Consider the following 26,619-nt stretch of genomic DNA (forward strand, 5'->3'; position numbering starts at 1 on the left):
GTTTTGTCCTATAACCCTGATATAAACTGAAAAGCAGTAGCTATCCTAAAGATAACTACTGCTTTTTTATATGTCCTATGTATTATATATATTTGTAAAATCTACCATCTGCAATTACAATGTAATTACAAATAAAATTCAAAAAAGTTACCCGCCTATTAATATAAAATCGATACAGTATTCATATCATAGCAGTCACAACCGAAAGAACGTTAGGAGAGATATTATGAAAACCGTAAACCTACAGGTCCGCATCAACGAAGAGCTAAAACAAGAAGTATCTAGCATATTAAAAGCACAAGGTCTATCATATACATCCATGCTTGACGCACTATTTCGTCAAATCATTAAAGAACGTCGCATTCCGTTTGCCATTGCATTACCGACGGCACCTACAGACGAAACACCTACACCAAGTACGCTCAACAACGGCACCTACGAACAACCCCGAACTACATTAAAAGCATCAGATACTATCAGTATATATAGATCAGCAATCTCAACAGAAGTGGAAATATCCTTCGACACAATCGATAAAACAGGTGTTCTTAACATCCGCATTAACCCAAAAGTAAAAACACTTACTACAGCAATTTTAAAAGAAATGGGATTAACTATATCTCAAACTATAACACTTGTGTCTAAGCAAATACAATTCGCTAAAGATATTCCTCCAACTATACATCGTCCCGAATGGGTTGATGCGATAAATAATAACTTATGGACTGAAGAGGATTTAAACGCTAGAGTCCAGACTGGACTTAATCAGGCTGAAAATGGGCTTGGTGAATCTGCAGAAAAAGTCTTTAATGAACTTCTTAAAGATTTATAAGTAATGAATACATTACAGGAGATACAAAACATATAAAAAAGTCGGCTTTCGCCGACTGTTTTAATGCACTTTTATGCGTTTGTGTTGTTGTTCATCGAAGACGCCATCTACGTCGAGGGTATCGAGGATGCGCTTTAGTTCATGCACATCGATTTGACCTGGTGCCGACGCTTTTCCAGCGGAGGCAAAGGTCATAGCATTACCAAATAATGCACCTGCTGCGCGTGTAACAGTCCCCAATGGCCCCATGGCCATCGTGATGATTGGATCAGACGGATACAAGGCTTTAACTTCAGCCGTTGCCTCAAGGAGGGTTAATACATCCCCTGTTGTATGAGGCATAACGGCCATCTTTGGTACATCCGCCAAGAATTTTTTCATTTGAATGAGACGATTTACAATAACCTCGTGGCTTGGTGTACCATGGAAATCATGATTACTCATAACTATCGTTACACCATGCACCTTGGCAAACTCTATCGTTTTAAGCATTCTATCTTGATCGAAGAATAACTCAATATCGATAGCATCTACTAATCCAGTCGGAATAAGACGCTCTAGCATTGTGAAATAATCTTTGGTAGAAATAGACTTCTCACCGCCCTCACCTTTTGTACGCCAAGTAAATAACAAGGCACGGCCTTTCAACTGAGGTTTGATGAGCATTAACAGTTCAATAATAGAGTCAATGGAGTGGGCCCGCTCGTAATAGTCAATGCGCAGCTCCACAACGTGACACGGCGTATTACATGCAACCGCAGTGGCATCTAAAATTTCTTTCATGGTTGTGCCCACAATAGGAACACATATCTTTGTACCCTTATCACCGAGTACAGTATGACCGATACGGACCATAATAACTCCTTTCCGTCCCACACGGTGAGACAAATGACTTACCTTAAACTTAACTATATACCAATATTTTTGTAAAAGCAATCAATCTGCCCATATTGGATTGCTATTCACTAAAAACGTATGAAAGCCTGTTATTATGCACTAAAACAGTATTCTTAGATTAACGATTAACATCACTTTTTGTTATGTCCAAAACTTTAGGACTAATAAAATATGATTATATTATATGAACCTTACAAAACTAGTTATACAAAAAAAGATACCTTGCTCAACTGCTGTAATAGTTAAGTAAGGTATCTTTTTAATTTTAATCATGTTGCACGGATATTCTTCGAGCTTGAAAGCCCATATAAACTAATAGCAAGCCTGTAATGCTAAATACATAGGATATACCAATGTAGGTGGATACTATACTTGCAAATACAGGGCCTACCATAGACCCAAATTGTTGCGCCGTCGTTGTCATACCAAACATGCGCCCTCTAAAGCTTGGATCTGTATTCAGTGTGACAGCAGCACTCAAAGATGGATTAATACCTACAATACAGGAGCCAATAAGTACTTGTAGTACGCCAAACCACCAAATACCAACAGGTAAGCTTTGCAATAAGAGGACAACACCACTGCCTAACATACAGTAGGAAATCGTTTTAAAGTAACCTCTTCGTTCTCCAATACGTACCCAAATATTGGTCGTTAAAGAACCTGCTAATCCACCGATACTGAGGATGGTACCAGAAATAATCGCAGCCCCCTCCATTGTGCCTTGCATATCCCCTACATAAAGCGCCAAAATAGGCTGTAGCATCATAATGGCACATTGCATAAAGAAGAAAATCCACAATAGCCGTACTAATACTGGCTGTTGTTGGACTGCTTTAAAGTCCTCACGCAGGGATGTAGATTTTGTAGGGTGAGTAGCTTGCTCTTTTTCATCAGCACCTACAGTATGTAATTTTGGTTCTTTTACAAAGAATAATACCGCTAAGGTAGCGATAAGTACAACAATACCAGACACATAAAATACAGGACGCATGCCTACGATACTTTCAATGGCACCACCTAAAAATGGACCAACCACATTGCCTAAAATTAGGCCTGTTTGGAAAATACCAAGAGCGCGGCCTACCTGTTTCTCATCGACGCTGAGGGACACCATGGTCATAGCCGCAGGATAAAATCCATTGGCAAAGCCCACAAAGGCACGGCCTAGCAATAGTTCATACTCATTACTAACCATGCCAATAAGAACATAGGAAACGGCAATAGCAAAGCCAGCTCGTAAGGCCATCCGTTTCTTGCCCTTATTATCCGCAATTTTACCCCATATGGGCGCCATAATGCCAGCGATGAGGAAGGTAATGCCAAAGACAAGGCCAGACCAAAGGGCTACATCATCCTTTGGTACACCTAATTCCAATAGATAGATAGGCAAGAAAGGAATAATCATGGTGTAGCATATAGCAAGCACAGTCATACTAGCCGTAATAATCCATACATTACGCATGCCACCTCGAGCATCATATTCAGTTGTACTCATATTGACCTCCTCCCCATATAATCGTATAGCTATATAACTTGTTTAGCTCATCAAAGGTATCAAGCTCATCAAGCAACCGAGCTTATTTACTCAAAAATTAATACAGATATAAAGAAGAGCCGCATACGAAACGCGACTCTTTCAATACATTACCTAACAGATAGCCATATTAATAGGTACTAACTAGTACTAATACTAGTAATACTAGTATTACTAGCACTTATACTGAAACCTCTAAATTAGGCTATCATTTATTCCGTTGGGAATTTGTGATCCATTACGTCTTGCAAGGAAACTCGTTCCATTACATGACGGAATTCTGCTTGTAAGTGTTGCCATAAAGGTGCCGTCAAGCAGTCATTAAACATCGGACATGGCTCTACATCGTCTTCTAAGCAAGATACGAGAGCAATGGAGTCCTCTGCAGCATATAAAATTTCATATACATTGTATTCAGATGGAGATTTTACCAAACGATATCCACCGTATTTGCCACGTCCACTTTTAACGAGGCCAGCGGAGGATAGACGAGATACAATCCCCTCTAAGTATTTATCGGAAAATCCTTGGCGTTCTGCAATCTCACGAATTGGTACATTTTTTTCTACCCCGTGCTCTGCAATATCCGCCAATATCCGTAAGGCATAACGCCCTTTTGTAGATATTTTCATAAGTTAACCTCTAAGTCATTCATAATATATTTATAGTATATCACAAATTCATACAAAAAATGGTGGGAAATATGATACACTATACATATATCGAAATATTTTATTTGGGTATTTTTTTAATTTCATATAGGAGGATGTTATCTAATGTTAGATAAACTATTTCAACTCAGTGAACGCGGTACAACTGTTAAAACCGAAATTTTAGCTGGTATTACTACGTTTATCACGATGGCGTACATCCTATTCTTGGCGCCAAACATTCTTAGTCTTGCAGGCATGGATAAAGATGCAGTCCTCATCGCTACCGCCTTAGGTGGCGGCCTTGTAACGATTGCTATGGGTTTATTCGTAAACTATCCGATTGCTCTCGCTCCTGGGGTTGGCCTCTTAGCCTTTTATTCCTTTACCGTAGTTCTCGGCATGGGCGTAACATGGCAAACGGCATTAGGTGCGGTATTCATTTCAGGTCTCGTATTCCTCGTATTAACACTTACATCGATACGACAAATGATTGTTGAAGGCATCCCCGCCTCTATGAAGGTTGCCATTACCGTTGGTATCGGCCTCTTCATCGCTATCATCGGCTTAAAGTTATCCGGCTTAATGGCTATCTCCATTAGTTTGTCTCCAAACTCCTTAGGTCAAGTTGTGCAAACGCACGGTAATTTAGTGCCCCCTGCGTCCGAATCGCTCTTAACGCTTGGTAATTTGCACAGTGGCGAAACATTGTTAGCACTATTCAGCCTCATCTTTACAGCTCTATTGATGGCTCGTAAAATTCAAGGTTCTCTCTTGATTGGTGTGGCAGTAACAACAATTCTTTCCTATGCTACTGGCCTTTCCACAATGCCTGAGAACTTCACTGTATTAGCAGTTCCTGATTTCTCTAAAGCAGCATTCCTTCAACTAGATATTCCTGGTGCACTCCATATGGGCTTAATCACGATTATCTTCTCCTTCACCTTCGTAGAATTGTTCGACTCCATGGGTACTTTGATTGGTACTGCTACAGAGGCGAAAATTGCAGATCCTAAATCTGGTAAATTCCCAGGTCTTGGTAAAGCGATGACTGTCGATGCTATCGGCGTTAGTGCTGGCGCATTGCTCGGTACTTCTACGATTACTGCCTTTGTTGAAAGTGCAGCAGGTGTAGGTGCTGGTGGCCGTACAGGCTTAACGGCGGTCACAACAGGCGTATTATTCTTAATTTGCTTGTTCTTGGCTCCTATCGTATCCTTGGTGCCAAACGCAGCAACATCACCTGTTCTTATCATCGTTGGTGCCCTCATGTTAGGTGCTATCAGAAATATCGACTTCGATGATTGGACAGAAGGCTTCCCCGCATACCTTGTTATCGTTTTGATGCCATTCACATATAGCATCGCTAACGGTATCTCTGCAGGTCTCGTTGCATACCCTCTACTCAAGATCATTTCTGGTCGTGCCAAAGAGGTTAACTGGATTATGTACGTATTGGCGGTACTCGTTATCATCCGTTACGTATTCTTCTAATTAACGTATACTCATAATCAAGCTATTAATGAAAGTAACATTTGATTGCTATAATCACTAATACGCTAAGAACTAAATGTATATAAATTACATATACTAAAAGAACCTATCTCCAAAGATATTAGTAATATATCTAGGAGATAGGTTCTTTTTATTATGTACTATTTTCGATAAATGCTAATGCCCTATGATATCAAAAATTGTACTATACATTCTTATTGCTATTTAGTATTAACGAATTGTTTTTACACCAATTAAGTCTGTACGACTTGGATCGATATCTTTTAACGGCACTACATGATCTCTATAAAAATCTGCTTCAGATGCTTTCACAGGCACTTGGAAGAACAAGAAATACGCCATATTATCCTTGTACCACGTAACACTGCGTACTAAGCCCTTATCTACATCCCCTGTATAGTGAACCTCCCCTATTGGAGTAGAGTCGCTCCAATGTACGTCATGATACTCCATTGGGATATATTCTTCAGGCCGTACAGTATCCATAGAGTAGCTCATGCGGAAGACCATCGTATGAGTTACCCAACGGCCACTGCGTTCTTGATACTCTTCACCTTGCTTCCAATATACAGTTTCTAATACATCATTGTCATAAAAATGTGTAGCATAGTATGTATAGCCAAACGGTAAATAACTTGGTACAGATACGTCATAGGACATCTTATGAGATGCATTAATTACACCGCTAGGTAGACCGATGGTTTTGCTAGTAAGTATAGGCCACACAGAATTCGTATGTGTACGCAATGGCAACCCAATCGTTTCATAAGGAGGCCAATCTATTTCAACCTTTTGTTTAACAGGTTCTTCAATATGTTGCTCATCATTGCGGTCACCACGTAGTCGAGTATCATCAGCGGCTACATTACTCACGGGACCTACAGAGTCTACAATTTTGCTTACAAAGCTTTGATTTCTTAAAGAAGCAAAGTAGAGCATATAAACTTTATTATCTTTTTCCCAGTAAGCAATTTTAATAGAGTCTTTACTAGGACTTAACGTATGTACAGCGGTCCCATTAGGGGTAGTAAAGCTAACTGCATCCTTAGCATTATACTTTGTCTTTTCTAATATAGGCGTTACCACTGTATCGATAGCCCAACCCATACGATATACAATATCTGTATTAGAGAAGGTTAGCTTCGGACCAAATTCTCCATCACGGCCCGTTTCTGTATAAACGATTTCTAATACGTCATGGTCCTTGGCTTTTACATCACGTACTGCATAATCTTTAGGCATATAAGACGGAACTTGTATAGGATAGCCAAATTCCTGCGCGGTACTCTCAATATTAGTTTTAACTAAATCATAATCATCAACTTGATCATACCAACGATAACGATCAGCGAGTCTTTTATTATCATCGATGAGCTCTTTATTATCTACATCTCGTTCAACAGGGACGGTATTACCATTTTTATCAATTAATGGGTATGTAGCACTAACTGGCTGTACGCCAAAGGTGCTTACTGTAGTAGCCATCGCGGCACATAAAACAGCAGATGTTATTATTTTCTTCATATTCTCTCCTCTTTAAGCGGGTTACATACGTTTCCCCTTTATTCCAAGTAAGTCACTACGTGAGCTATCTACATTTTTACAGGCTCCACATGTTCCTTATAGAATTCAGCATCAACTGATTTCACAGATTCTAAGAACAATAAGGAATATGCCATACCGTCTTTTGTCCACGTAATGCTGCGAATTAGTTGTGCTGCTGGATCCCCGGTGTATAAGACTTCGCCAGATTCACCTTGTTCAGACCATTCAAAGTCCTTATACTCAGTAGGAACATACGGTACATCTTTTACATCTTCCACTGAATAGCCCATTCTATAAACGAAAATACTACCAGAGTTTCTCTTCCCAACTCGATATGTTTGGGAATTTTTTATAAAATATACAACCTCTAATACATCATTTTTGTCTTGCCGCACTGTATAGATTTCATAACCATAAGGGATATAACTAGGTACCTCAGCCTCATATGGAAGCTTCTTTGCTGCCTCTAATAGCTTTCCGTTAAAAGTATGCGCCTTTTTTGTATTCTCTATAGGCCAATCATGAAAGTGCCACTGTAAACTATCAGTTCTAGGCTCTACATTTTTAAAGTTATGTCCGAGCTTAAGTGTTTTAGTGGATCCAGCCTGATCTATAGTATCAGGAGTATCTACCGTTTCTGCTGTGGCCATTCCTACAGATAATAACCCAGCAGCAATAACAGCTAAAAGGGACTTATACATTATTTTTCTCATATTTTTTCCTCTTTATAAGCGATTACAAATTCTACCGCTATTACACAATATATTGTTCTAGATACAATTTGTATAACATCAGTTTATCTGCTAAGGAATCATTCGTTCTTTATTATATTCATCAATTGTTTTGTTTGAAATCTTCGTAACCGGATAGTTTCCTAATAATTCATAACGTGAGCTATCTATATTTGTTACAGGTACCACATGTTCCTTATAGAATTCAGCATCAACTGCTTTCACAGGTTCTAAGAAGAATAAGGAGTACGCCATGCCACCTTCCGTCCACGTAATGCTACGGATCAATTGTACTCCTGGCTTACCTGTATAATACACCTTGCCAGATTCGCCTTGTTCAGACCACTCATAGTCCTTATACTCTGCAGGAATATACGCTGTATCTCTTACGGTATCCACGGAATAGCCCATTCGATAGGCCATAACATTAGTAATAAATTTATTCCCAGCCTGATAGATAGGTGCACCTTTTTTGTAATATACAACCTCTAGCACATCATTTCGATCAAGACGTGCTGTATAAAGCTGATATCCAAAAGGTATATAACTAGGTGCCTCAGCCTCATACGGTAATTTCTGAGTAACCTCTGCTATCCCCTTAAAGTTACGAGCACTGTCTTGAGTCATTATAGGCCAGCCTACTAATTGCATTCTTGGTATTTGTATAATTAGAGAAGCATTATTCATGTTTGGCGTAACATTGTTAGACTTAGATGCGGCCTCAGAATGATTAATCGATACAGACTGATCAACAGTATCTGCGGATACATAGCTTATAGATACTAAACCAACAGCTATAGCAGCTAAAATGGATTTACATATTAATTTTTTCATATTCTCTCCTCATTAAGCGATTATACGCTTTATATAATGATATATTTCTTTATATATATCAAAAATCCCATTATTATTCTGTTGCTCGTGCTACTTCATAAAACCTTTATAAAATCTATCCTGTAAGTAAGTTCTCCTAATAAAAGAGCTATATTATATTTTTGCAAAAAAATCCTACTGAACGCTATATCATAATAGAGTTCAATAGGATTGTTGTATCATTATTTAGTTAATGGCGGCATAATAGCATCTTGTTCAAGTTGTCTTCGTCTTTTAGCCGAATAGTCAACAACTTTAATTTGAACTACACCTACAGAGTTTACCATAGCTTCTGTAAAAGTAAACTCACGACCTGTCTGATGTTTCATCAATACTTGTAAGCCATGAGACTTTTCATCAATAGCCTCTAAATAGGTAGCCTCTCCACGACCCATCACACTAGAGTATACCGAGCTATATTTACATGGTATATCTCCACCTGAAACGAGTGCTTCATCGCTACCATCAATTTCAATAAATACATGTGGATTCGCTTGAATCAAACTAAACTTCTTTCCCTCATAATGGCCATGTACATAGATATAAAGTACCTCATCTATAAATTCATATCCAAAATGTAAGGGCACCACGTAAGGGTAATCACCATCCATCAGACCTAGATGAATGATACGAGTGCTACTTAAAATACCTTTAATTTCATCTATATTGGTAACCATGCGATCTTGTCGTCTCATAATAGCCTCCACCGTTTTACGTAAAATATACTCTATGTATCATTATAGCAAATTTTAGAAACCTTTTAAGCTAAGTATTCTCTTAAAATGAATAATTTATCTTTTATTCGTATATTAATAATACTATTTTTTCTATATGTCCACTGTGTAAATACATTTGACTTTTTACAATAGATACTGTATTATAAGAAAATAGTTTTATAGATTCTATAGATTATAGAGGCTATGGTTATCCATGGCTTTTTATATTTGTAGATAGTTTGTAGAAAAGAGGTCTTTACTATGTCTGATACGCATCAGTTAAAACGAGGTCTTAAGAACCGGCACGTACAATTGCTCGCCATTGGCGGTGCCATTGGTACAGGCTTGTTCTTAGGCTCCGGTCGAGCCATTCACTTGGCCGGTCCATCCATTATTTTCGCCTACCTTATTACAGGTATTATCTGCTTCTTCATCATGAGAGCATTAGGCGAATTGTTATTATCCAACTTGAATCACCACTCCTTTATCGATTTCGTCGAGGATTATTTAGGTGATCGAGCTGCCTTTATCACAGGATGGACATACTGGTTCTGTTGGCTTTCACTAGCCATGGCAGACTTGACGGCCGTAGGCCTCTATATGCAGTACTGGATACCGTGGCTACCCCAATGGATTCCAGCCTTGATTGTCCTTGTCGCCTTACTATTAATGAATTTAACAGCTGTAAAATATTTCGGCGAAATGGAGTTCTGGTTTGCCTTGATTAAGGTAATTGCCATTATCTCCCTCATTATTATCGGTATCATCATGATTTTCACAGGCTTTACTACTGATGCGGGTGTCGCCGCCTTTAGTAATATGTGGAACTATGGAGGATGGTTCCCGAACGGAACGATGGGCTTTATCTTATCATTCCAAATGGTTGTATTTGCTTTCACAGGCATCGAGCTCGTTGGTCTGACAGCAGGTGAAACGGAAGATCCTGAAAAGGTTATTCCTATGGCCATCAACAATATTCCATTGCGTATTATTTTATTCTATGTGGGCTCTTTGGCCATCATCATGAGCATTTACCCTTGGACGGCCGTTAACCCATCTGCTAGCCCATTTGTAGCCGTATTTACCGCTGTTGGTATCGCCGCCGCTGCAGGCATTGTAAACTTCGTGGTACTCACCTCTGCTGCATCCGCTACTAACTCGGGTATCTTTAGTACAGGCCGTATGATTTATGCCCTTGCTAAACGCGGTCACGCACCTAGCTCTATGCGTCGCTTAACGCACAGCAGCGTACCGTACCAAGCAACGATTTTCTCTGCAGCCGTATTATTGATTACGGTTGTACTTAACTACGTAATGCCTGAAGCAGTATTCGTTATGATTACATCTATCTCTACCTTCTGCTTCATCTTTATTTGGGCCATGATGGTTATTTGTCACCTCAAATATCGCAAGAAAAACCCTGAGTTAGCGGCACAATCTAAATTCAAAATGCCACTATATCCAGTAATGAATTACGTGATTCTCGGCTTCTTCGTTTTCGTTCTAGCTATTCTAGCGCTAAACGAAGATACGCGAATCGCCCTCTTGTTCACACCAATTTGGTTCGTTATCCTTTGGGCCTTCTACTCCATGCTTAACACGGACGATGAAGATGCTCTTGGAGAAGAACTGATCGAGATGGCTGGCGTAAAAGAAATTTACAAAAAACCGAAAAAAGACGACTCTGATGACTACGTAATCTAATAAAAGTCGATTACATAAGCTAATAAAAGATGTCTACGTAACACAACAAAGAGCCCGTGCATAGCACGGGCTCTTCTTTTACTTCATAGTAGGGAAGTTTTGTTGTTCATATTGTTGTTGATACGCCGGAAGATTGCTTGTATCTTCATCGTAGTTAAAGATCGTTTTGCTGCGATATCCACCTTGCGTAATGATGATATCGATAGAGGACGGTACCTCTTGACCAGTGCGCTCTAAATGGTTAACTAGTTCTTGTAAAGCTTCAGCTTGACGCAAAGAACCAGTCATGTATTTACCTTTAGATAAACCTGTGTTTCTAATCACTTGACCATTATGTACTTGGCCTCTAATATCTACATAATAGAAACGTACAGCTGCCTTATCTCCCGTAGGCACTGCTTTAACATAAATAGTTTTCCAGTTCTTTTTAACCATAGCTTTAGTAGCGTCTGCTAATTTATTAGACAAACGTTGTGTTTCTTTATTAGTGGCTTTGGATACACCATTTACCTGTTGAATTTCATCATTCATCGGCATTTCGATAGGTGCTACAATGGGTTCTTGTTGTACCTTTTTCGCATCTGCAGGTTGAACTGCCAACACACCAACGGCTGCCATTACAGCTAACGTTGTAAGAGCAAATTTCTTCATTATATCTCTCCTCAGATAGGACTCCCCAAACAAATTATATTTTACACAATACATTATACGCATTAGGCTATTTAATATCAAGCCTATCTTATTTTTCAGGACCATTATTCTTAATTATTTGATTCCAATGTTCAAATCTTGCAATATTATAACTCATATCCATATATTTAATATTAAAAGATGTAATAGATTTAAGATCGTTATAAAGCTCCATCTCATCAGTATTGGTATTCCAGAATACCATCATATTTTCATATACAGGTATACCATAATACTGTTCAGCTTTTAAAAATTCAAATGGTAAATTCATGTTAGGCTTCGCGTAGATAAGAGGACTAACAGTAAGCAAATAGGTATCTCCTACCTTACCATTCATGTATAAATCTCTAGGAATTAAAGAGTCTGATATTACTTTATCTTTTTGAATACCATGTTTACTAACATTTTTATTTTGAACAGAAATTGAGTCTGTATTCACTATTTTACTAGCAGATAAATCGGGGCTTAAGATATATTTCGTATTCCCATCAGAAGCTATAATTTTACCATCTATATAGTCTAGTGAAGCGGAGAATTTATCGAATTTATACCCGATAACATTAGTGCTTAAAGATGTATCATTAATCTTAAAAATTAAAAGTTGATATAACTTCATATCAGAAATAGCATCATTAGAACGTGCAAGGAGATATAATTCATTATTAACGATAAGAGAGTCAAAAATATAACAGTTATATGCTTTCATGATAGGCAATACATCAACTACATAAGATTCAGAGTAATTACTTGCATTTATAACGGTTAGGCTTGCATTAGGATTACGATTAAGATCAACTGTAATATCTTTCTCTAGAATTATCCCTTGTTTCGGCAAAATACGTATCTCATTTCTCGTACCACTAAAGTGCAAAGCACACAAAACAAGAATAAGAAAAATAATAAAACTTACAATATAATGTTTCTTTATCCATCGCAACATAGAACCACCTCTCTCTTACTTATAGTATAGCTAACTTTATAGTCTAATAAAAGAAAAAGACTTTTACCAATTTTTGACCAGATATTCTATCAATCATCGGTAAAAGTCTTTTATCTTATAACATAACTATATTTTTTGAACTAGTTACTAAAGTCAGTATCTACAATAGCAAATTGTGTATATTCAGGGCAGCGTTTTTGCATTTCTGCTTTAATTTTTTCTAATGTACCATGCGGATCTTCTTCGTCAAAGTCAAAGATAATATCGTAGTAAATAACTTTCTTTTCTTCTTGTACGTAGAACGCATGTACTTGTACTACATGTGTATATAGACTTACAACTTGATCGAGAGCTTGTCTTATTTCAAGCACTTCTAAACTTGGTTGGTTTTCAGCATATACGCCAACGGTCATAGCAATACCAAATTTTTTATAAAGATGAACGGCGATACTTTTTGTTAGTGGATGAATATCTGCCATAGTCATCGTATCTGGCACTGTAATATGAACAGATCCAATTGTCTCACCAGGACCATAGCTATTTAATACTAAATCATATACACCGCCCACATTTGGATGTTGAGCGATAGTTTCTTTAATTTCACGAACTAAGTTATCATCTGCACGAACGCCAAGCAAGTGATTATACATTTCTTTTAAAATGTCATAAGCAGCTTTCAAAATTAAAACAGAGATAGCGGCACCTACATAACCTTGAATATCAAAGTCAAAGAAGAATACTAAAGCTGCAGATACTAATGTAGCAAAGGTAATTACCGCATCAAAGAGGGCATCGATACCAGATGCTACAAGTGCATCGGATTTATATTTCTCACCTTGTGCCTTAATATAACGGCCCATCACTACTTTCACAACAATAGCAACGGCGATAATCGCCAAGCTCGGAATATCAAAGGTAGATACCTCAGGGTGAAGAATTTTTTCAATAGATTCCTTGAGGGATCCAATGCCTGCACCAAGAATGATGAAAGCAATGGCCATGGTAGTCATATATTCGATACGACCATGACCAAATGGATGCTCCTTATCAGCACCCTTAGCTGCTAATTTTGTACCAACAATGGTCAATACAGAGGACAAAACGTCTGTTAAATTATTTACCGCATCAAGGATGATAGCGATAGAGTTAGACGCAAGGCCTACAATCATTTTAAAAATAACGAGAACGACGTTACCTATAATACCTTTTATACTAGCAAGCGTAATCCCCCGATTACGTGCTGCACTATTTTCTTGCAAAATCATATTAAACTACACCTCTTACATTCAATTAACTAAGCTATAAATCGAAGCCTATCGATTTATTTACATTCCTATTATAGCTTATCGATTATCATTTGTCATTATATTTTTTGAAAAATTTTTATAAAATCGTTGATTTTACTGAGTTATCAATGATTCTCATTTCTCAATTAGAATATTTGATGTATTGTGACTTCACAATCTATAGTATAGATCCATTGTTAACAAACTACTATCTAATTATTAATACGTAATATATATTACGCACTTTTTGATACTTACCTAGTGATAAGTAAAAAAGTAATTAGAAGTAATTATGCGGTAACCATAATACGCTCGCCTGTGCGTATGTGTGTAAATACAACCTTTTGGGCACGCAATTGGAGCGGCTGCCCCGTTGGTTGTGCGCCATATAAGGTATCCCCTACGAGAGGGTGACCTATATTGCTGAAAGCCACACGAATTTGATGTGTTTTTCCTGTGTACAAACGAACTAAAACCTCTGTATATCCACATTCTTGGGAGTTATACACAGATTTGTCCACATTTTGACCACTTTTATCCACATCTGGTAGTTCTATATCCACATTTTTTGATGCCATATCCACAGAATTTTTGGACTTATTCACAGACTTATCCACAGGCTGTGATTGATGTCTACATAGGACGGAATAATCTGTACGAGTCTCTTTTCCATTAGGATTTACTTCGTAATGAATCCCATCAGCACTGCGTTCCATAGATAATACCAAGGAATCCTCATCAGCTTCTACAATACCTTCCACAGTAGCCATATACCACTTTTCAAAGGTATTATCATCCATTTGCTGTTGATAAAGACTTTGAGCTAAGCCACTTTTAGCAATCACAATACAGCCCGTCGTATCTCTATCTAAGCGGTTCAAGAAACGTACCTTTCGCTTAATGCCATGTTCTTTAAAGTAAAAGGCCACACTATTGGCAAGGGATACTTGGTCTTTAGAGTTTACCGTCACACCAGCCGGTTTATCCACAATGAGGAGATCATCATCTTCATATAAGATATGTAGATTCATTTCAATTGGTTCGTGATCTATTTTTTCCTTCGCCATGGCAATCCAAATCTCGTCACCTTCGGAGATAACATCCTTTGGCGTCGCCTTATGTCCGTTGATGTGGATTAGTTTTTCCTCAAATAACTTTACTAAGGATTTACGAGGATATTTTATATCTAGTACTGCACCTAATGTAATATCCTGTTTTTCACTACCTGCAGCGTCTATATCTGCGGCAGTTACGGTCCACAAAATATCATCGGGACGGTGTGTTTTTCTCGCCATTAGTATCTCCTTTCTACGAGCTCATTGTCTCGTGGCATATAGTTCAGTAGCGAGCTTGGTTGAACCGCTCGACCACGTATATTCGTTTGTTCAAAGGTAATGGTCAGCTCTTGCTTAGGGCGCGTTATGGCCACATAGAACAAGCGCTTTTCTTCGTCTTCACGGCCTTCTACAATGGCAAAAGGACTTGGGAAGGTACCTTCGTTGAGGCCTGCTAGGAATACATGGTCAAACTCGCTCCCCTTTGCTTGATGGATGGTAATGATAGGAATGCGATCTTCATTTCGTACCTGTTGAGCTGGCTCACCTGCGGTAAGGGCCGCCATCTGCAAGATTTGATTTAATCGAGCTAACCCAGCCGGGCCTTCATAGGCAGCATCTAATTTTTCCATAATGCGATACAAATCGCGTATATGCTCTACCTTCGCCGCTTCCCCATGGGATTTATAGTACTCTAGAACCCCCATTTGATTCATAATGTACGCCAATAACTTCGTTGGCAATTCCGTATAGGCCTTTCTACGTAATGTTGCCATTTGGGACGCAATATTGGTAAAAGCAGCCTTATACTTGTTAATTGCCACCATACGCCCAGTCGTTGTAGGCACGATATTTTCTTTTACTGCATAGATTAAAAGCTGTGCTGTGGCCAAGATATCGTCCATCGCATTGTGCGTAGGCTCATGATTGATAGGAAACTCTGATGCTAGGAAGCCCAGTTTATGATTTGGCAAATTAGGATAGAAGCGACGGTAAATATCGAGTGTATCGTAGATAGCCTTGAATTCTGGATTACCTAAATTATGGCGTGCCAATTCATTCGTAAAGATGGTTACGTCATAATTTACATTGTGGCCTACGATAATGGCATTCTTGGAGAATTCCTTAAAGGCTTGTAGCACTATAGCTGGCTCTTCGCCGTGTTCCTGTAAATACGCATCAGAGAAGCCGTGTACCTCTTCGGATTGTCCTACAGGTACGCCGGGGTTGATAAAGCGTTCAAAGGTTTCTAGGACCTGCCCATTTTCATCGATGCAGATGGCCGCAATTTGAATGATACGATCCTGGGACGTATCGGTACCGGTACTTTCTACGTCATACACCACAACCTCATGATGTTCTAAACCACTGACGAGCTTCGCATAAGGCTCTGCTTCAAAGATAGGCATATCCATAAAGTCCGTCAATTTTAAGCCCACTTGTCGCGTCTCAGGGCTTTCAATAGCTGCGATACGAGCGTCACCGATACCAGCAACATAGCGTTTTATAATGCGCTTAGCGCTAACGGAGTCATTCGGGTTCATAAGCAATTTAAAGTAGGCCATAACGTCTTTGATTTCTTGGCGCCTAAAGAATTTAAACTCATCAATAATCATAAAGTGACGGCGTTCGTCTTCAGGTTTTTCATTGTTGAGGCGTTCAAAGGAGTCGCTCAGCCGTTGCGCCTTTTTATTATCCCGCACTAAAACGCCAATATTAGCATCCTTTGGCAAGGCGCAGATAGCTTCATAGATATACCTGCCCTCAAGATAGCTATTTTTACAGCCTTTAATGAGAACAGGCTTCCCCTTTCTTTCACTATTGGCGCGAGGCAATTCAGTATATATAGAGCCTACCAGATCAGGGAACATATTCTGCAATGTTTTAAAAGCCATCGTAAAGAGCGTCCAGTTAGAACGGTAGTTTTCGTAAAAAATGATTTTTAAAGGCTTAAAGTCCGCATCAAACTGCTTGAGCAAACGAAATGGATCGGACCCACGCCATTCGTATATAGTTTGGAAATAATCCCCACATAATAGGACGTGATTACCTTCCCAAAGCATTTCAAGTACCTTGTACTCTAGTACGCCTGTGTCTTGCATTTCATCTACAGAGATATAGTTGTAACGGCTACGCCAACGCTCACGAACTACGGGATCTTGGAATAGACGATGAACACCACAGATGAGGTCCGTGAAATCTAGACCATGTACAGAGGCTAAACTTTCATCATAGGCGGCAATCCATTCGTGCCCATGGTTCAAGAAGTCATGAAGTTCACTATAAAGAACATTCCCAAAGCTAGAAAACTGCTGCTCAATTGCGGCACGTTGTTCCTTCTGCAAACGCTCAATAGTTCGTCTATAATCGCCTACGAGATCATCAGAATAGAACCCATATAAGGAGCGATATTCTTTCACCATACCGATGATGTTGGCAAAGGACATTTCTCGCAATTTACCTGGACGATACGGTTCAGACAATTCCTTGCAATCCTCTTCATCAAAGATAGTTACATCCGTATACAAGGTTTCATTGCGCTTCCCCTCTTGTTGGAGTACGAAAAAGCAAAAGCTGTGGAATGTACTAACCTCCACAGCCTTTGCAGGACTGCCTACGAGCGATTGAATGCGGTCTTTCATCTCGTTTGCCGCCTTGTTCGTAAAGGTCATGCACAAGATATTCTCCGCCTTCGCATAGCCGCCCTCGATGAGGTGAGCCACTCGATAAGCAAGTGTATTCGTTTTTCCCGTCCCAGCGGACGCTAACAAGAGGATATTCTGTTCAACTTCATCAATAACGCGTTGTTGTTCACGATTGATAAGCATGATAGCCTCCTATTTTAAAAAGCCGTACCATCCGGCAGCAATGAGCATTGGAATAGGGCCTAGAATTGCAGTTAAAGCCCATACGCCCAAACCAATATCCATAGGAATATTGAGGATATGAACGCATACTAAATACGTCAAAATACCAGTTACTGCATTCATAAATACTCGTTTAAGAGTAAAAAAGGCTACTTTGAAAGCAATGTAGGCTACAGCAACGGATACAACCGCCGAAATAATCGGTGATGCTAATAAAGCTTCCATATTATCCTTTCATTTCTTGGCGGTTCACTACGGCACCGCCTAACGTTAATTCATCGGCATATTCGATATCGCCACCCACAGGAACACCGCGGGCAATGCGCGTTACCTTAATACCACTTGGGCTTAATAAACGTGCCAAATAGAGAGCTGTCGCCTCCCCTTCTACGTCTGGGTCAGTAGCGAGGATAACCTCTTGTACGACACCATCCCGAAGGCGGGCAATCAATTCTTTTACGCGAATATCGTCAGCACCGATGCCCTCCATAGGAGACAAGGCACCTTCCAATACGTGATATAAACCCTTATAGTCACCACTGCGCTCGATAGCAATGACATCGCGAGATGTTTCAACAACCATAATCGTCGTTTGATCGCGGTTCGGATTGCTACAGAATTCACAAGGGTCTTGAGCTGATAAGTTAAAGCAAATAGAACAGTGACGCGTAGCCCCCTTCGCTTCTACGATGGTTTCCACGAGACGGTCTACCTCTTCCTTCGGCATTTCTACCAAATGATAGGCCAAGCGTCTAGCTGACTTGGAGCCGATACCCGGCAAGCGGCGCAACTGCTCTACGAGCCGTTCTAAAGCATTTGTCATTTAGAATAAACCTGTTGGCAAGTTAAGACCACCAGTTACTTTGCCCATTTCTTGAGCCAAGAGGTCGTCTACTTTTTTACTAGCTTCGTTTACAGCCGCCATCACTAAATCTTCTAACATTTCTACGTCTTCAGGATCAACTGCAGTTGGGTTCAATTTCAAAGACTCGATGATTTTTTCACCGTTCATCACAACTGTTACAGCACCGCCACCAACGGAAGCCTCTACTGTACGAGTTTTCAATTCTTCTTGCATTTTTTTCATATCTGCTTGCATTTTTTGAACTTTTTTCATCATGCCAGCCATATTGCCCATACCTTTACCAAACATTGTAATTCCTCCTTTTAGGACCTGTGTCCTATACTAATATTCTAATTGATTTATTCTTCGATGACCTCGACGATGATGTCGTGGTCTTCAGATAGTTTTTCTAATGTTTCTGCCAAGAGAGGATTATTTCGCTCCTCTTCCGTCATATTTGCTGGGTCCCATGCATATTCACGAGCCACCATCACACTATCGATAGGTGCGACCTCAATAGGTGCTTGTGAAAGCATAGTATTACTATCACTTTGCGGGGTTCCCTGTTGCGGTTCGCCCCCATCAGACTTTGGGACAGCTTCCACCTCAATATGTGCACCGCTATCCATAGGGCGTTCTAAGACTTCCCCATCTTCACTGATAACAGTGACGCTATCTAATGGGTGTGGTGGTATATCATCTAAAGATGATACGTAAGATTCCTCCATATCCTCTACAGGCACATCATCAAAGGAATGAACTGGAATATCATCACCAGTTGTGGCACTTACAGCAGCACCGCCCATCTTCTTTGCTAAGAAGGCTAACGCTGCGGCCTTTGCCGCATCTACCGCTCCGGAATCAGGCTTACTTGATTGCTCATCATTAGTTAAATCCATTTGTGTCGGCTGTGCCCCAGATGTTGTATGTACATCCACCATTGGCTCTTGTGGACGTTGTGGCGCTTTTACTTGACGCTGCGTCGTACTGCCAGAGGCCTTTTTATAATCTTTATAGACCTGTGTGAGGGCATCAACGATTTCTACATGTACCGGATAGCCCAGTGTATAGGTGAAAGCATCTGCTGCTTCTGCCAAGTTTACTTCGTTGGTCATTACATTGAGGTGCAATGTATTTTTAAAGGCCATAACAGCCTTGCTTTGGTCTACGTATACAAGTTGACCTTGGCCAATTACGGTAGAGGTCATATTGCGATTGCTGTCTTTCAAGTATTTAATGACATTGGACTGTACATTGCGATACTCTTGAGCCGACAAGATTTGATCACTAATAATAGCTTGCGTACTAATACCTTTTTTACCACGACCTTTAGCTTGATTTCTAGCAGGTCGTTCTGGTGCACTGCTTGTACTTGGTGGCGCCATACCAATACCGCCCATTGGAGGCGGAGCCATACCTACTCCATTCATAGGAGGCGGTGTACTACCTGGTGTACCCATAAGTGGAGGTGTCATGCCTACACTCGCAGGCGGTGGTGTCATCCCCACTCCACTTGGGAGCGGCACAGTACCAACAGTACTATTTTGAGTACTACTCATGGAAGCATTCTGTACAGCAGCATTATCTACAGGGACAAAGCTATTGGCATAACCACCTGGCGGTCCAAAGGAATTAGCAGCGTAAGCAGGTGTAGTTGCAACAGCTGGGCCTCGTTGTTCTAATTGAGCCATGCGGTTCAATAAATCGTTTCGTTCAGATCGTTCTGAAGACTCTAATGCATACACACGGTCTTCTAAGCTTTCATCAACAGAGCTTAATTTAGCACAAAGTACTAAAAGGCCCATTTCAATGATAGTTCGTGGATTATCCACCTGTTTTGCATCATTCATGATGGATTGAGCACTGCGCACATATTGATTAAGCTCATTAAAATCGATGCTTTCAGCTTGAGCAAAAAACTCATCCTTAAAGGCATCATATACCTTGAGCTCGTCCGCATCAGTTGCGACCTTACCAACTAATAAGGCCCGCACGTGCTGAATGAGGGCTTCCATAATCTGCGTCGCATCACGACCTTCTGCTAAGGCATCGTGGATATAGGACAGTAATTTAGGTCCATCCCCGTTGCGTAGCGCATCTAGGAAATGAATAATCCATTCCTTGCTGACAAGGCCGATAAGTTCTTCTACTACTTGCGGCGTAATAGACCCAGTTGCCATACCGGCACATTGGTCTAAGATACTCAACGCATCGCGCAAACCGCCGTCCGCATGAACAGCGATGAGCTGTGTTGCTGCAGGATCTAAGCCAAAGCCTTCCTTTTCCGCTACATAGGATAAACGCTGGGCAATATCATCAGACGTAATTCGTCTGAAGGTATAGCGCTGACAACGAGATACGATAGTAACAGGCAATTTTTCAATTTCTGTGGTAGCGAAGATAAACATAACGTGAGCTGGTGGCTCTTCGATAGTTTTTAAAAGCGCATTCCAAGCCTCAGTCGTAAGCATGTGGGCTTCGTCGATGATGAACACCTTTTTACGGCCTTCAACCGGCATGAATTTGACGCTTTCACGAAGGGCACGCACCTCATCGATACCACGATTGGATGCAGCGTCGATTTCAAGAACATCCATGGACTGGCCACTCAAAATCGATTTACAAGCGCTACACTCGTTACAAGGATGATCCGTTGGCCCATGCTCGCAGTTGATAGCGCGCGCGAAAATCTTGGCCATACTCGTCTTACCAGTCCCTCGCGGACCAGCAAACAAATACGCATGAGCCACCTTATCCTCGCGGATAGCACGCATCAGCGTATCCGACACCTGATGCTGACCAACCACATCGGTAAACGTCTGCGGACGGTACTTACGATATAACGCAATATATGCCATTGGAACACCCCCTTTTCCGAAAATTACAATACTTTATTATACCATATTCATGAAATTCTGACTTCCTTAATAAAGTGCCATGCATTCTAAATTAGACATAAAAAAAGCGGCCCCTCAGGCCGCCTTGCAATATTCGATCACGACAGCCCCCGGGTTCCCCGTGGCACATGAAGGTTACCGCTTAGTGCTGCTACCTCTCAGTCCTGACACGATTCACAGGCCCCCATTGCACGGGCCCGAGAACTGCCATGATCCAATATTGCAATACAAATATTATACATGAAAATGCCTCTATAGTCAAAGCTATAGAGGCATTTCATATGTCTTATCTAAAGGATATTCAGTTAGATGAGAAATTATTTTGCATATTTTTCTTTGAATGCAGCTAATTGTGCTTCTTCCAAGGATAAACCTTGTTCTTTATAGCGTTCAATAGCAGCATGCATTTCTTCATATGCTACTGGTACAACTTTTGTGAATCTATTTACAAAGTTATTCCAGTTTTCTAGGATATGACGGCCTTTAGCGGAATTCGTATGCAATACGTGTTGTTCTACTAATGCTTTAATGCGTTTAAGATCATCTTCAGTGTTAGCAGGACGTAATTCTACGAGACCTGTATTGACATAGCGTTCATCACAATCGAGGATATACGCATAGCCACCGGACATACCTGCTGCGAAGTTACGGCCGATTTTACCGAGTACAAGAACTTCGCCACCTGTCATGTATTCACAACCATGATCGCCTACACCTTCAACAACAGCAGTAATACCACTATTACGAACGGCGAAACGTTCACCAGCTACACCGTTGATGTAGGATGTACCAGAAGTAGCGCCATAGAAGGCAACGTTACCGATAAGGATATTTTCGTCAGCTTCAAAGATAGAATCTTTAGGAGGATATACAGTGATAGTACCTCCGGACAAACCTTTACCGAGGTAATCGTTCGCATCCCCTTCGAGTTCTAAAGTCATGCCTTTAGGGATGAAAGCACCGAAGGATTGGCCTGCAGAGCCTTCAAAGTTCAACTTGATTGTGTTATCTGGCAAGCCGCTTTCACCATAACGACGAGTCACCTCAGAGCCAACCAAAGTACCTACAACACGGTTAATGTTTGTAATAGCCAATTTAGCGCGAATAGGTTTTTGATCCTCAATAGCAGGACGACACATACGCAAGAGCTTGGACATATCCAATGTGCGTTCCAATTCGTGATCTTGGTCAACAGTATGCATGTGACCTACAGAGGAGTCGATGTATGGACGGAACAAAACGCGTTTAAGGTCAACGCGAGACAATTTGAAATTATCATCTTGAGATTTTTGACGAACGAGGTCGATACGGCCAACGAGTTCAGCTACAGAGCGAATACCTAAGCGAGCCATGATTTCGCGCAACTCACGAGCGATAAAAATCATCAAGTTTTCTACGTACTCAGGTTTACCTGTAAAGCGCGCACGCAGTTTTTCATCTTGTGTAGCTACGCCATAAGGACATGTGTTAAGGTTACATACACGAGCCATTTTACAGCCTACTGCAACGAGTGGCAATGTACCGAAGCCGAACAGCTCAGCACCTAGCATAGCTGCTACTGCTACGTCGAAACCGGTCATCAACTTGGAGTCTACTTCTAATTGAACGCGGTCACGCAATCTGTTGAGCATCAATGTTTGATGCGTTTCGGACAAACCTAATTCCCAAGGTACACCAGCGTGTTTTACAGACGTACGGCCTGCCGCACCTGTACCACCGTCGTAACCAGAGATCAAGATATTGTCTGCTTTTGCTTTCGCAACGCCAGCAGCGATAGTACCAACGCCCGCTTCAGATGTTAATTTAACTGAAATACGTGCATCTTTATTGACGCATTTCAAATCGTAAATCAACTCAGCCAAATCTTCGATGGAGTAAATATCGTGATGCGGTGGTGGAGATACGAGCTCAACCCCAGGAGTCGAGTGACGTGCTTTGGCAATTTCAGGGTACACCTTTTTACCTGGCAATTGACCACCTTCACCTGGTTTAGCACCTTGAGCACATTTAATTTGTAATTCTTTTGCGTGGATAAGGTAGTTCGCAGTTACACCAAAACGACCAGAAGCGATCTGTTTTACTTCGGAGTTTAGGCTGTCGCCGTTTGGCAATGGTTTGAAGCGAGCTACATCTTCGCCGCCCTCACCAGAGTTAGATGTAGAGCCAAGGCGATTCATAGCGATAGCAATCGCTTCATGCGCCTCTTTACTGATGGCACCATAACTCATAGCGCCCGCTTTAAAGCGTTTTACGATAGATTCTTCAGCTTCAACCTCTTCAATAGGAATTCCGCCGCCTACTGGGTAGTTCAATTCCATCAAGGAACGCAATGTAACATGGTAATCATTGCGAATTGCTTTAGAATACTCTTTATATTTAGCATAGTCGCCATTGATAAGGGATTCTTGTAACAAATCAATCGTCTTAGGGTTAAACAAATGCTCTTCCCCATCTTTTACAGGACCATACCAACCGCCTGGTTCGAGTACAGTTTCGTCGGATTTGAAAGCACGTTCATAACGAGCTAATGCTTCGTGTGCTACACCACCAAGACCGATACCACCGATACGTGTTGGCGTATTTACGAAGAACTTGTTGATGAAGTTAGTATTCAAGCCCAAAGCTTCAAAGATTTGTGCGCCATGGTAGGAGCGAACTGTGGAAATCCCCATTTTGGACATAACCTTCATGATGCCGCCTACAGCTGCTTTGATGTAGTTCTTTTCAGCTTCTTCAACCGTAATATCGCCAAGGCGTTTACGAGCTTGTAAATCGCGTACTGTTTCAAGTGCTAAGTATGGGTTGATAGCTGTTACACCATAACCAATTAATGTACAGAAGTGATGAACTTCGCGTGGCTCACCAGATTCGAGAATAAGACCGATTTCTGTGCGCAACACTTTATTGATCAAGTGATTATGAACAGCCGCTACAGCCAACAATGCTGGAATTGGTGCATGATTTTCATCGACGCCACGGTCGGATAAAATCAATACATTTTGTTCTGTACGTGCTGCCTCTTCTGCTTTTTCACATAATTCATTTAACGCATCACGCAAGCCTTCAGCGCCCTTAGTTGGATCGAAGAGGATTGGCAATGTAACGGATTTCATGCGACGGCAGTCAAGAGCCTTGATGGACGCCAATTCTTGATTTGTAAGAATTGGTGTACGCATAGATAACGCATAAGTACCAGCTTTATTAGGATCTGTTAAGTTACCAGAATTACCAAGCATAACGCGCGTAGATGTAACCATTTCTTCCCGAATGGAATCGATTGGAGGATTTGTTACTTGGGCGAACATTTGCTTGAAGTAGCTATATAACAATTGTGGTTTATCGGACAAGATAGCAAGTGGAGCATCGGCACCCATAGCGCCTACAGGATCTTTACCATCCTTTGCCATAGGTACAATCATACGTACAAGATCTTCTTGAGTATAACCAAAGGCTTGTTGCTTTTTGAACAAATCGTCTACTTTTGGAATGTCACTTTCATCGGCTTGCGTAATTTCAGACAAGTGAATAACGTGCTCTTTTACCCATTCATCATACGGCAATTCAGTAGCAACGCGTTGCTTGATTTCCTCGTCAGAGATAATACGTTGTTCCTCTGTATCGATGAGCAGCATTTTGCCTGGTTCTAGACGACCTTTAGCGCGAATATTTTCAGCGTTTTCGTTAACTACACCCACTTCGGAAGCCATGATAACGCGATCATCCGTTGTTACATAGTAACGAGCAGGACGCAAACCATTACGGTCAAGTACGCCACCGATAACAGTACCATCAGTGAAGCCCATAGCAGCAGGGCCATCCCATGGTTCCATCATGAAGCTATTGAACTCATAGAAGTCATGTTTTTCTTGACTCATGAGATTATTGCGTTCCCAAGGTTCAGGAATCATCATCATAATCGCATGAGGCAAGGAACGACCTGTCATGTGCAAGAATTCCAAAGTGTTGTCGAACATAGCGGAGTCAGAACCGCTGTCATCTACTACAGGGAATACCTTTTTAATATCTGGGAATAATGGAGATTCTGCTTTACCTTCACGAGCATTGATCCAGTTTACATTACCGCGGATAGTGTTGATTTCACCATTATGCACTAAGAAACGGTTAGGATGCGCCCGAGCCCAGCTTGGGAATGTATTCGTACTGAAACGGGAGTGGACCATTGCCAACGCAGATGTAAAGTCAAGGTCGCTCAAATCAAGGTAAAAGTCACGCAATTGACCAGGTGTTAACATACCTTTATATACGATTGTCTTAGAAGACAAAGATGCGATATAAAAGTCGCTAGATAATTCCTTGCTCAACGGAATAATGCGTTTTTCAGCCAATTTACGGATGATGTACAATTTACGTTCAAATTCTTTATTATTCGTTACATCTGGACCTTTACCGATGAGGATTTGAATCATCCAAGGGCGAATGGCAGCCGCCTCTTGACCAACCTTTGTACCATCAACTGGTACTTCACGCCAGCCGAGAACAACTTGGCCCTCTTCGCGAACAACCTCTTCAAAAATGCGTTTTTGCTCGTTACGGAGACTTTCATATTTATGGGCAAAGACCATACCTACGCCGTAATCACCAGCGGAAGGCAAGTTAATGCCAAGCACTTCGCATTCGCGCTTAAAGAACTCATGTGGAATTTGTACCAAAATACCGGCACCATCCCCTGTGTCCTTATCGGCGCCTGCACCACCACGGTGCTCAAGACGCTCTAAAATACGCAAACCGTCATCGATAATATCATGGGATTTTTTACCCTTAATATTAACGACAAAGCCCATGCCGCACGCATCTTTTTCAAATTGACTGCTGTACATACCATTGGCTTCGAGTCTAGCTTGATCTAGACGTTGTTGCTCAATTGTGCTCTGATTCATATCCATAACATGCACTCCTTCATATCACTTGATCATCCCAAGCGCTGCGGCATCGTTCCGTTCGGGCTTGGTGAAAGTATAACTGACAAACTATTTCATGATAAAATCATAAACTTTATAGTCTATAGAATTTTATGTCTAT

General features: G+C 40.8%; 20 protein-coding genes and 1 other RNA gene. 3 read left to right on the plus strand and 18 right to left on the minus strand.

Features of this window, described 5'->3' with window-relative positions:
* Nucleotides 1-226 precede the first annotated feature (226 nt).
* Entirely contained in the window at nucleotides 227-832 is a 606-nt protein-coding gene (locus tag VEHSUH06_RS05955) for a type II toxin-antitoxin system RelB/DinJ family antitoxin (RefSeq protein ID WP_105098144.1), read from the plus strand.
* A gap of 60 nt (nucleotides 833-892) precedes the next feature.
* On the opposite strand, the gene aroD is transcribed toward VEHSUH06_RS05955, so the two are convergent.
* The 3 genes from aroD to VEHSUH06_RS05970 all read right to left on the minus strand — a co-directional run bounded on the left by aroD (nucleotide 893) and on the right by VEHSUH06_RS05970 (nucleotide 3,898).
* A complete protein-coding gene (gene aroD, locus VEHSUH06_RS05960; RefSeq protein ID WP_105098145.1) occupies nucleotides 893-1,687 on the minus strand; it encodes a type I 3-dehydroquinate dehydratase in 795 nt (264 codons plus the stop codon).
* A 307-nt stretch (nucleotides 1,688-1,994) separates the two neighbouring features.
* The gene (locus tag VEHSUH06_RS05965) at nucleotides 1,995-3,227 is read right to left on the minus strand and encodes an MFS transporter (RefSeq protein ID WP_105098146.1); all 1,233 of its coding nucleotides are present in this window, start codon (nucleotides 3,225-3,227) and stop codon (nucleotides 1,995-1,997) included.
* 251 nt (nucleotides 3,228-3,478) lie between these two features.
* The gene (locus tag VEHSUH06_RS05970) at nucleotides 3,479-3,898 is read right to left on the minus strand and encodes an Rrf2 family transcriptional regulator (protein ID WP_105098147.1); all 420 of its coding nucleotides are present in this window, start codon (nucleotides 3,896-3,898) and stop codon (nucleotides 3,479-3,481) included.
* A gap of 144 nt (nucleotides 3,899-4,042) precedes the next feature.
* Here VEHSUH06_RS05970 and VEHSUH06_RS05975 point away from each other — a divergent pair, with 144 nt between their 5' ends.
* Nucleotides 4,043-5,410 carry an NCS2 family permease gene (locus VEHSUH06_RS05975; RefSeq protein ID WP_105098148.1) on the plus strand — a complete coding sequence of 456 codons (1,368 nt, stop codon included), beginning with the start codon at nucleotides 4,043-4,045 and terminating at the stop codon, nucleotides 5,408-5,410.
* 231 nt (nucleotides 5,411-5,641) lie between these two features.
* On the opposite strand, the gene VEHSUH06_RS05980 is transcribed toward VEHSUH06_RS05975, so the two are convergent.
* From VEHSUH06_RS05980 to VEHSUH06_RS05995, 4 genes are all read right to left on the minus strand, one after another.
* Nucleotides 5,642-6,955: a hypothetical protein gene (locus VEHSUH06_RS05980; protein WP_105098149.1), complete on the minus strand. Its 1,314-nt coding sequence runs from the start codon at nucleotides 6,953-6,955 to the stop codon at nucleotides 5,642-5,644.
* A 68-nt stretch (nucleotides 6,956-7,023) separates the two neighbouring features.
* Nucleotides 7,024-7,689, minus strand: coding sequence for a hypothetical protein (locus VEHSUH06_RS05985; protein WP_233187892.1), 666 nt, complete (start codon nucleotides 7,687-7,689; stop codon nucleotides 7,024-7,026).
* Between the two features lie 90 nt (nucleotides 7,690-7,779).
* On the minus strand, nucleotides 7,780-8,541 hold the full coding sequence (locus VEHSUH06_RS05990) for a hypothetical protein (RefSeq protein ID WP_105098150.1): 762 nt from the start codon (nucleotides 8,539-8,541) through the stop codon (nucleotides 7,780-7,782).
* Between the two features lie 221 nt (nucleotides 8,542-8,762).
* Nucleotides 8,763-9,275: a pyridoxamine 5'-phosphate oxidase family protein gene (locus VEHSUH06_RS05995; RefSeq protein ID WP_105098151.1), complete on the minus strand. Its 513-nt coding sequence runs from the start codon at nucleotides 9,273-9,275 to the stop codon at nucleotides 8,763-8,765.
* Nucleotides 9,276-9,557: 282 nt separating this feature from the next.
* Between VEHSUH06_RS05995 and VEHSUH06_RS06000 the strand changes: the two genes are divergently transcribed.
* Nucleotides 9,558-11,000, plus strand: coding sequence for an amino acid permease (locus VEHSUH06_RS06000; protein ID WP_105098152.1), 1,443 nt, complete (start codon nucleotides 9,558-9,560; stop codon nucleotides 10,998-11,000).
* Nucleotides 11,001-11,078: 78 nt separating this feature from the next.
* Here the strand turns inward: VEHSUH06_RS06000 and VEHSUH06_RS06005 are convergent, their stop codons facing one another.
* From VEHSUH06_RS06005 to gltB, 11 genes are all read right to left on the minus strand, one after another.
* Nucleotides 11,079-11,651, minus strand: coding sequence for an immunity protein YezG family protein (locus tag VEHSUH06_RS06005; protein ID WP_105098153.1), 573 nt, complete (start codon nucleotides 11,649-11,651; stop codon nucleotides 11,079-11,081).
* Between the two features lie 88 nt (nucleotides 11,652-11,739).
* The gene (locus VEHSUH06_RS06010; protein ID WP_105098154.1) at nucleotides 11,740-12,630 is read right to left on the minus strand and encodes a hypothetical protein; all 891 of its coding nucleotides are present in this window, start codon (nucleotides 12,628-12,630) and stop codon (nucleotides 11,740-11,742) included.
* A gap of 140 nt (nucleotides 12,631-12,770) precedes the next feature.
* Complete coding sequence (locus VEHSUH06_RS06015; protein ID WP_105098155.1) at nucleotides 12,771-13,895, minus strand: cation diffusion facilitator family transporter; 1,125 nt, start codon at nucleotides 13,893-13,895, stop codon at nucleotides 12,771-12,773.
* A 311-nt stretch (nucleotides 13,896-14,206) separates the two neighbouring features.
* Nucleotides 14,207-15,211 carry an RluA family pseudouridine synthase gene (locus tag VEHSUH06_RS06020; RefSeq protein ID WP_105098156.1) on the minus strand — a complete coding sequence of 335 codons (1,005 nt, stop codon included), beginning with the start codon at nucleotides 15,209-15,211 and terminating at the stop codon, nucleotides 14,207-14,209.
* On the minus strand, nucleotides 15,211-17,799 hold the full coding sequence (locus VEHSUH06_RS06025; RefSeq protein ID WP_105098157.1) for a 3'-5' exonuclease: 2,589 nt from the start codon (nucleotides 17,797-17,799) through the stop codon (nucleotides 15,211-15,213). The genes VEHSUH06_RS06020 and VEHSUH06_RS06025 overlap by 1 nt, the downstream gene beginning before the upstream one ends.
* A gap of 9 nt (nucleotides 17,800-17,808) precedes the next feature.
* Nucleotides 17,809-18,063: a hypothetical protein gene (locus VEHSUH06_RS06030; protein WP_105081680.1), complete on the minus strand. Its 255-nt coding sequence runs from the start codon at nucleotides 18,061-18,063 to the stop codon at nucleotides 17,809-17,811.
* Between the two features lies 1 nt (nucleotide 18,064).
* The gene (gene recR / locus VEHSUH06_RS06035; protein WP_004694915.1) at nucleotides 18,065-18,661 is read right to left on the minus strand and encodes a recombination mediator RecR; all 597 of its coding nucleotides are present in this window, start codon (nucleotides 18,659-18,661) and stop codon (nucleotides 18,065-18,067) included.
* The gene (locus VEHSUH06_RS06040; RefSeq protein ID WP_008602262.1) at nucleotides 18,662-18,991 is read right to left on the minus strand and encodes a YbaB/EbfC family nucleoid-associated protein; all 330 of its coding nucleotides are present in this window, start codon (nucleotides 18,989-18,991) and stop codon (nucleotides 18,662-18,664) included.
* Nucleotides 18,992-19,041: 50 nt separating this feature from the next.
* Nucleotides 19,042-21,540 (minus strand): DNA polymerase III subunit gamma/tau, encoded by a 2,499-nt coding sequence (gene dnaX / locus VEHSUH06_RS06045; protein ID WP_105098158.1) that lies wholly within the window; start codon nucleotides 21,538-21,540, stop codon nucleotides 19,042-19,044.
* A gap of 143 nt (nucleotides 21,541-21,683) precedes the next feature.
* Nucleotides 21,684-21,783: signal recognition particle sRNA small type (ffs, locus tag VEHSUH06_RS06050), an RNA gene on the minus strand.
* Between the two features lie 113 nt (nucleotides 21,784-21,896).
* Nucleotides 21,897-26,483: a glutamate synthase large subunit gene (gene gltB, locus VEHSUH06_RS06055; protein ID WP_105098159.1), complete on the minus strand. Its 4,587-nt coding sequence runs from the start codon at nucleotides 26,481-26,483 to the stop codon at nucleotides 21,897-21,899.
* Nucleotides 26,484-26,619 lie beyond the last annotated feature (136 nt).

It is taken from the genome of Veillonella sp. S13053-19, assembly GCF_002959835.1.
GTDB lineage: Bacteria > Bacillota > Negativicutes > Veillonellales > Veillonellaceae > Veillonella > Veillonella rogosae.

What these genes read in the sequence shown, in the direction of transcription:
- VEHSUH06_RS05970 (WP_105098147.1), bottom strand. Translation starts at nt 3,898, where the DNA reads ATGAAAATATCTACAAAAGGGCGTTATGCCTTACGGATATTGGCGGAT.
- dnaX (WP_105098158.1), bottom strand. Translation starts at nt 21,540, where the DNA reads ATGGCATATATTGCGTTATATCGTAAGTACCGTCCGCAGACGTTTACC.
- aroD (WP_105098145.1), bottom strand. Translation starts at nt 1,687, where the DNA reads ATGGTCCGTATCGGTCATACTGTACTCGGTGATAAGGGTACAAAGATA.
- VEHSUH06_RS05980 (WP_105098149.1), bottom strand. Translation starts at nt 6,955, where the DNA reads ATGAAGAAAATAATAACATCTGCTGTTTTATGTGCCGCGATGGCTACT.
- VEHSUH06_RS06030 (WP_105081680.1), bottom strand. Translation starts at nt 18,063, where the DNA reads ATGGAAGCTTTATTAGCATCACCGATTATTTCGGCGGTTGTATCCGTT.
- VEHSUH06_RS06000 (WP_105098152.1), top strand. Translation starts at nt 9,558, where the DNA reads ATGTCTGATACGCATCAGTTAAAACGAGGTCTTAAGAACCGGCACGTA.
- VEHSUH06_RS06020 (WP_105098156.1), bottom strand. Translation starts at nt 15,211, where the DNA reads ATGGCGAGAAAAACACACCGTCCCGATGATATTTTGTGGACCGTAACT.
- gltB (WP_105098159.1), bottom strand. Translation starts at nt 26,483, where the DNA reads ATGGATATGAATCAGAGCACAATTGAGCAACAACGTCTAGATCAAGCT.
- VEHSUH06_RS05990 (WP_105098150.1), bottom strand. Translation starts at nt 8,541, where the DNA reads ATGAAAAAATTAATATGTAAATCCATTTTAGCTGCTATAGCTGTTGGT.
- recR (WP_004694915.1), bottom strand. Translation starts at nt 18,661, where the DNA reads ATGACAAATGCTTTAGAACGGCTCGTAGAGCAGTTGCGCCGCTTGCCG.
- VEHSUH06_RS06025 (WP_105098157.1), bottom strand. Translation starts at nt 17,799, where the DNA reads ATGCTTATCAATCGTGAACAACAACGCGTTATTGATGAAGTTGAACAG.
- VEHSUH06_RS05995 (WP_105098151.1), bottom strand. Translation starts at nt 9,275, where the DNA reads ATGAGACGACAAGATCGCATGGTTACCAATATAGATGAAATTAAAGGT.
- VEHSUH06_RS05965 (WP_105098146.1), bottom strand. Translation starts at nt 3,227, where the DNA reads ATGAGTACAACTGAATATGATGCTCGAGGTGGCATGCGTAATGTATGG.
- VEHSUH06_RS06040 (WP_008602262.1), bottom strand. Translation starts at nt 18,991, where the DNA reads ATGTTTGGTAAAGGTATGGGCAATATGGCTGGCATGATGAAAAAAGTT.
- VEHSUH06_RS06010 (WP_105098154.1), bottom strand. Translation starts at nt 12,630, where the DNA reads ATGTTGCGATGGATAAAGAAACATTATATTGTAAGTTTTATTATTTTT.
- VEHSUH06_RS05985 (WP_233187892.1), bottom strand. Translation starts at nt 7,689, where the DNA reads ATGAGAAAAATAATGTATAAGTCCCTTTTAGCTGTTATTGCTGCTGGG.
- VEHSUH06_RS06005 (WP_105098153.1), bottom strand. Translation starts at nt 11,651, where the DNA reads ATGAAGAAATTTGCTCTTACAACGTTAGCTGTAATGGCAGCCGTTGGT.
- VEHSUH06_RS06015 (WP_105098155.1), bottom strand. Translation starts at nt 13,895, where the DNA reads ATGATTTTGCAAGAAAATAGTGCAGCACGTAATCGGGGGATTACGCTT.
- VEHSUH06_RS05975 (WP_105098148.1), top strand. Translation starts at nt 4,043, where the DNA reads ATGTTAGATAAACTATTTCAACTCAGTGAACGCGGTACAACTGTTAAA.
- VEHSUH06_RS05955 (WP_105098144.1), top strand. Translation starts at nt 227, where the DNA reads ATGAAAACCGTAAACCTACAGGTCCGCATCAACGAAGAGCTAAAACAA.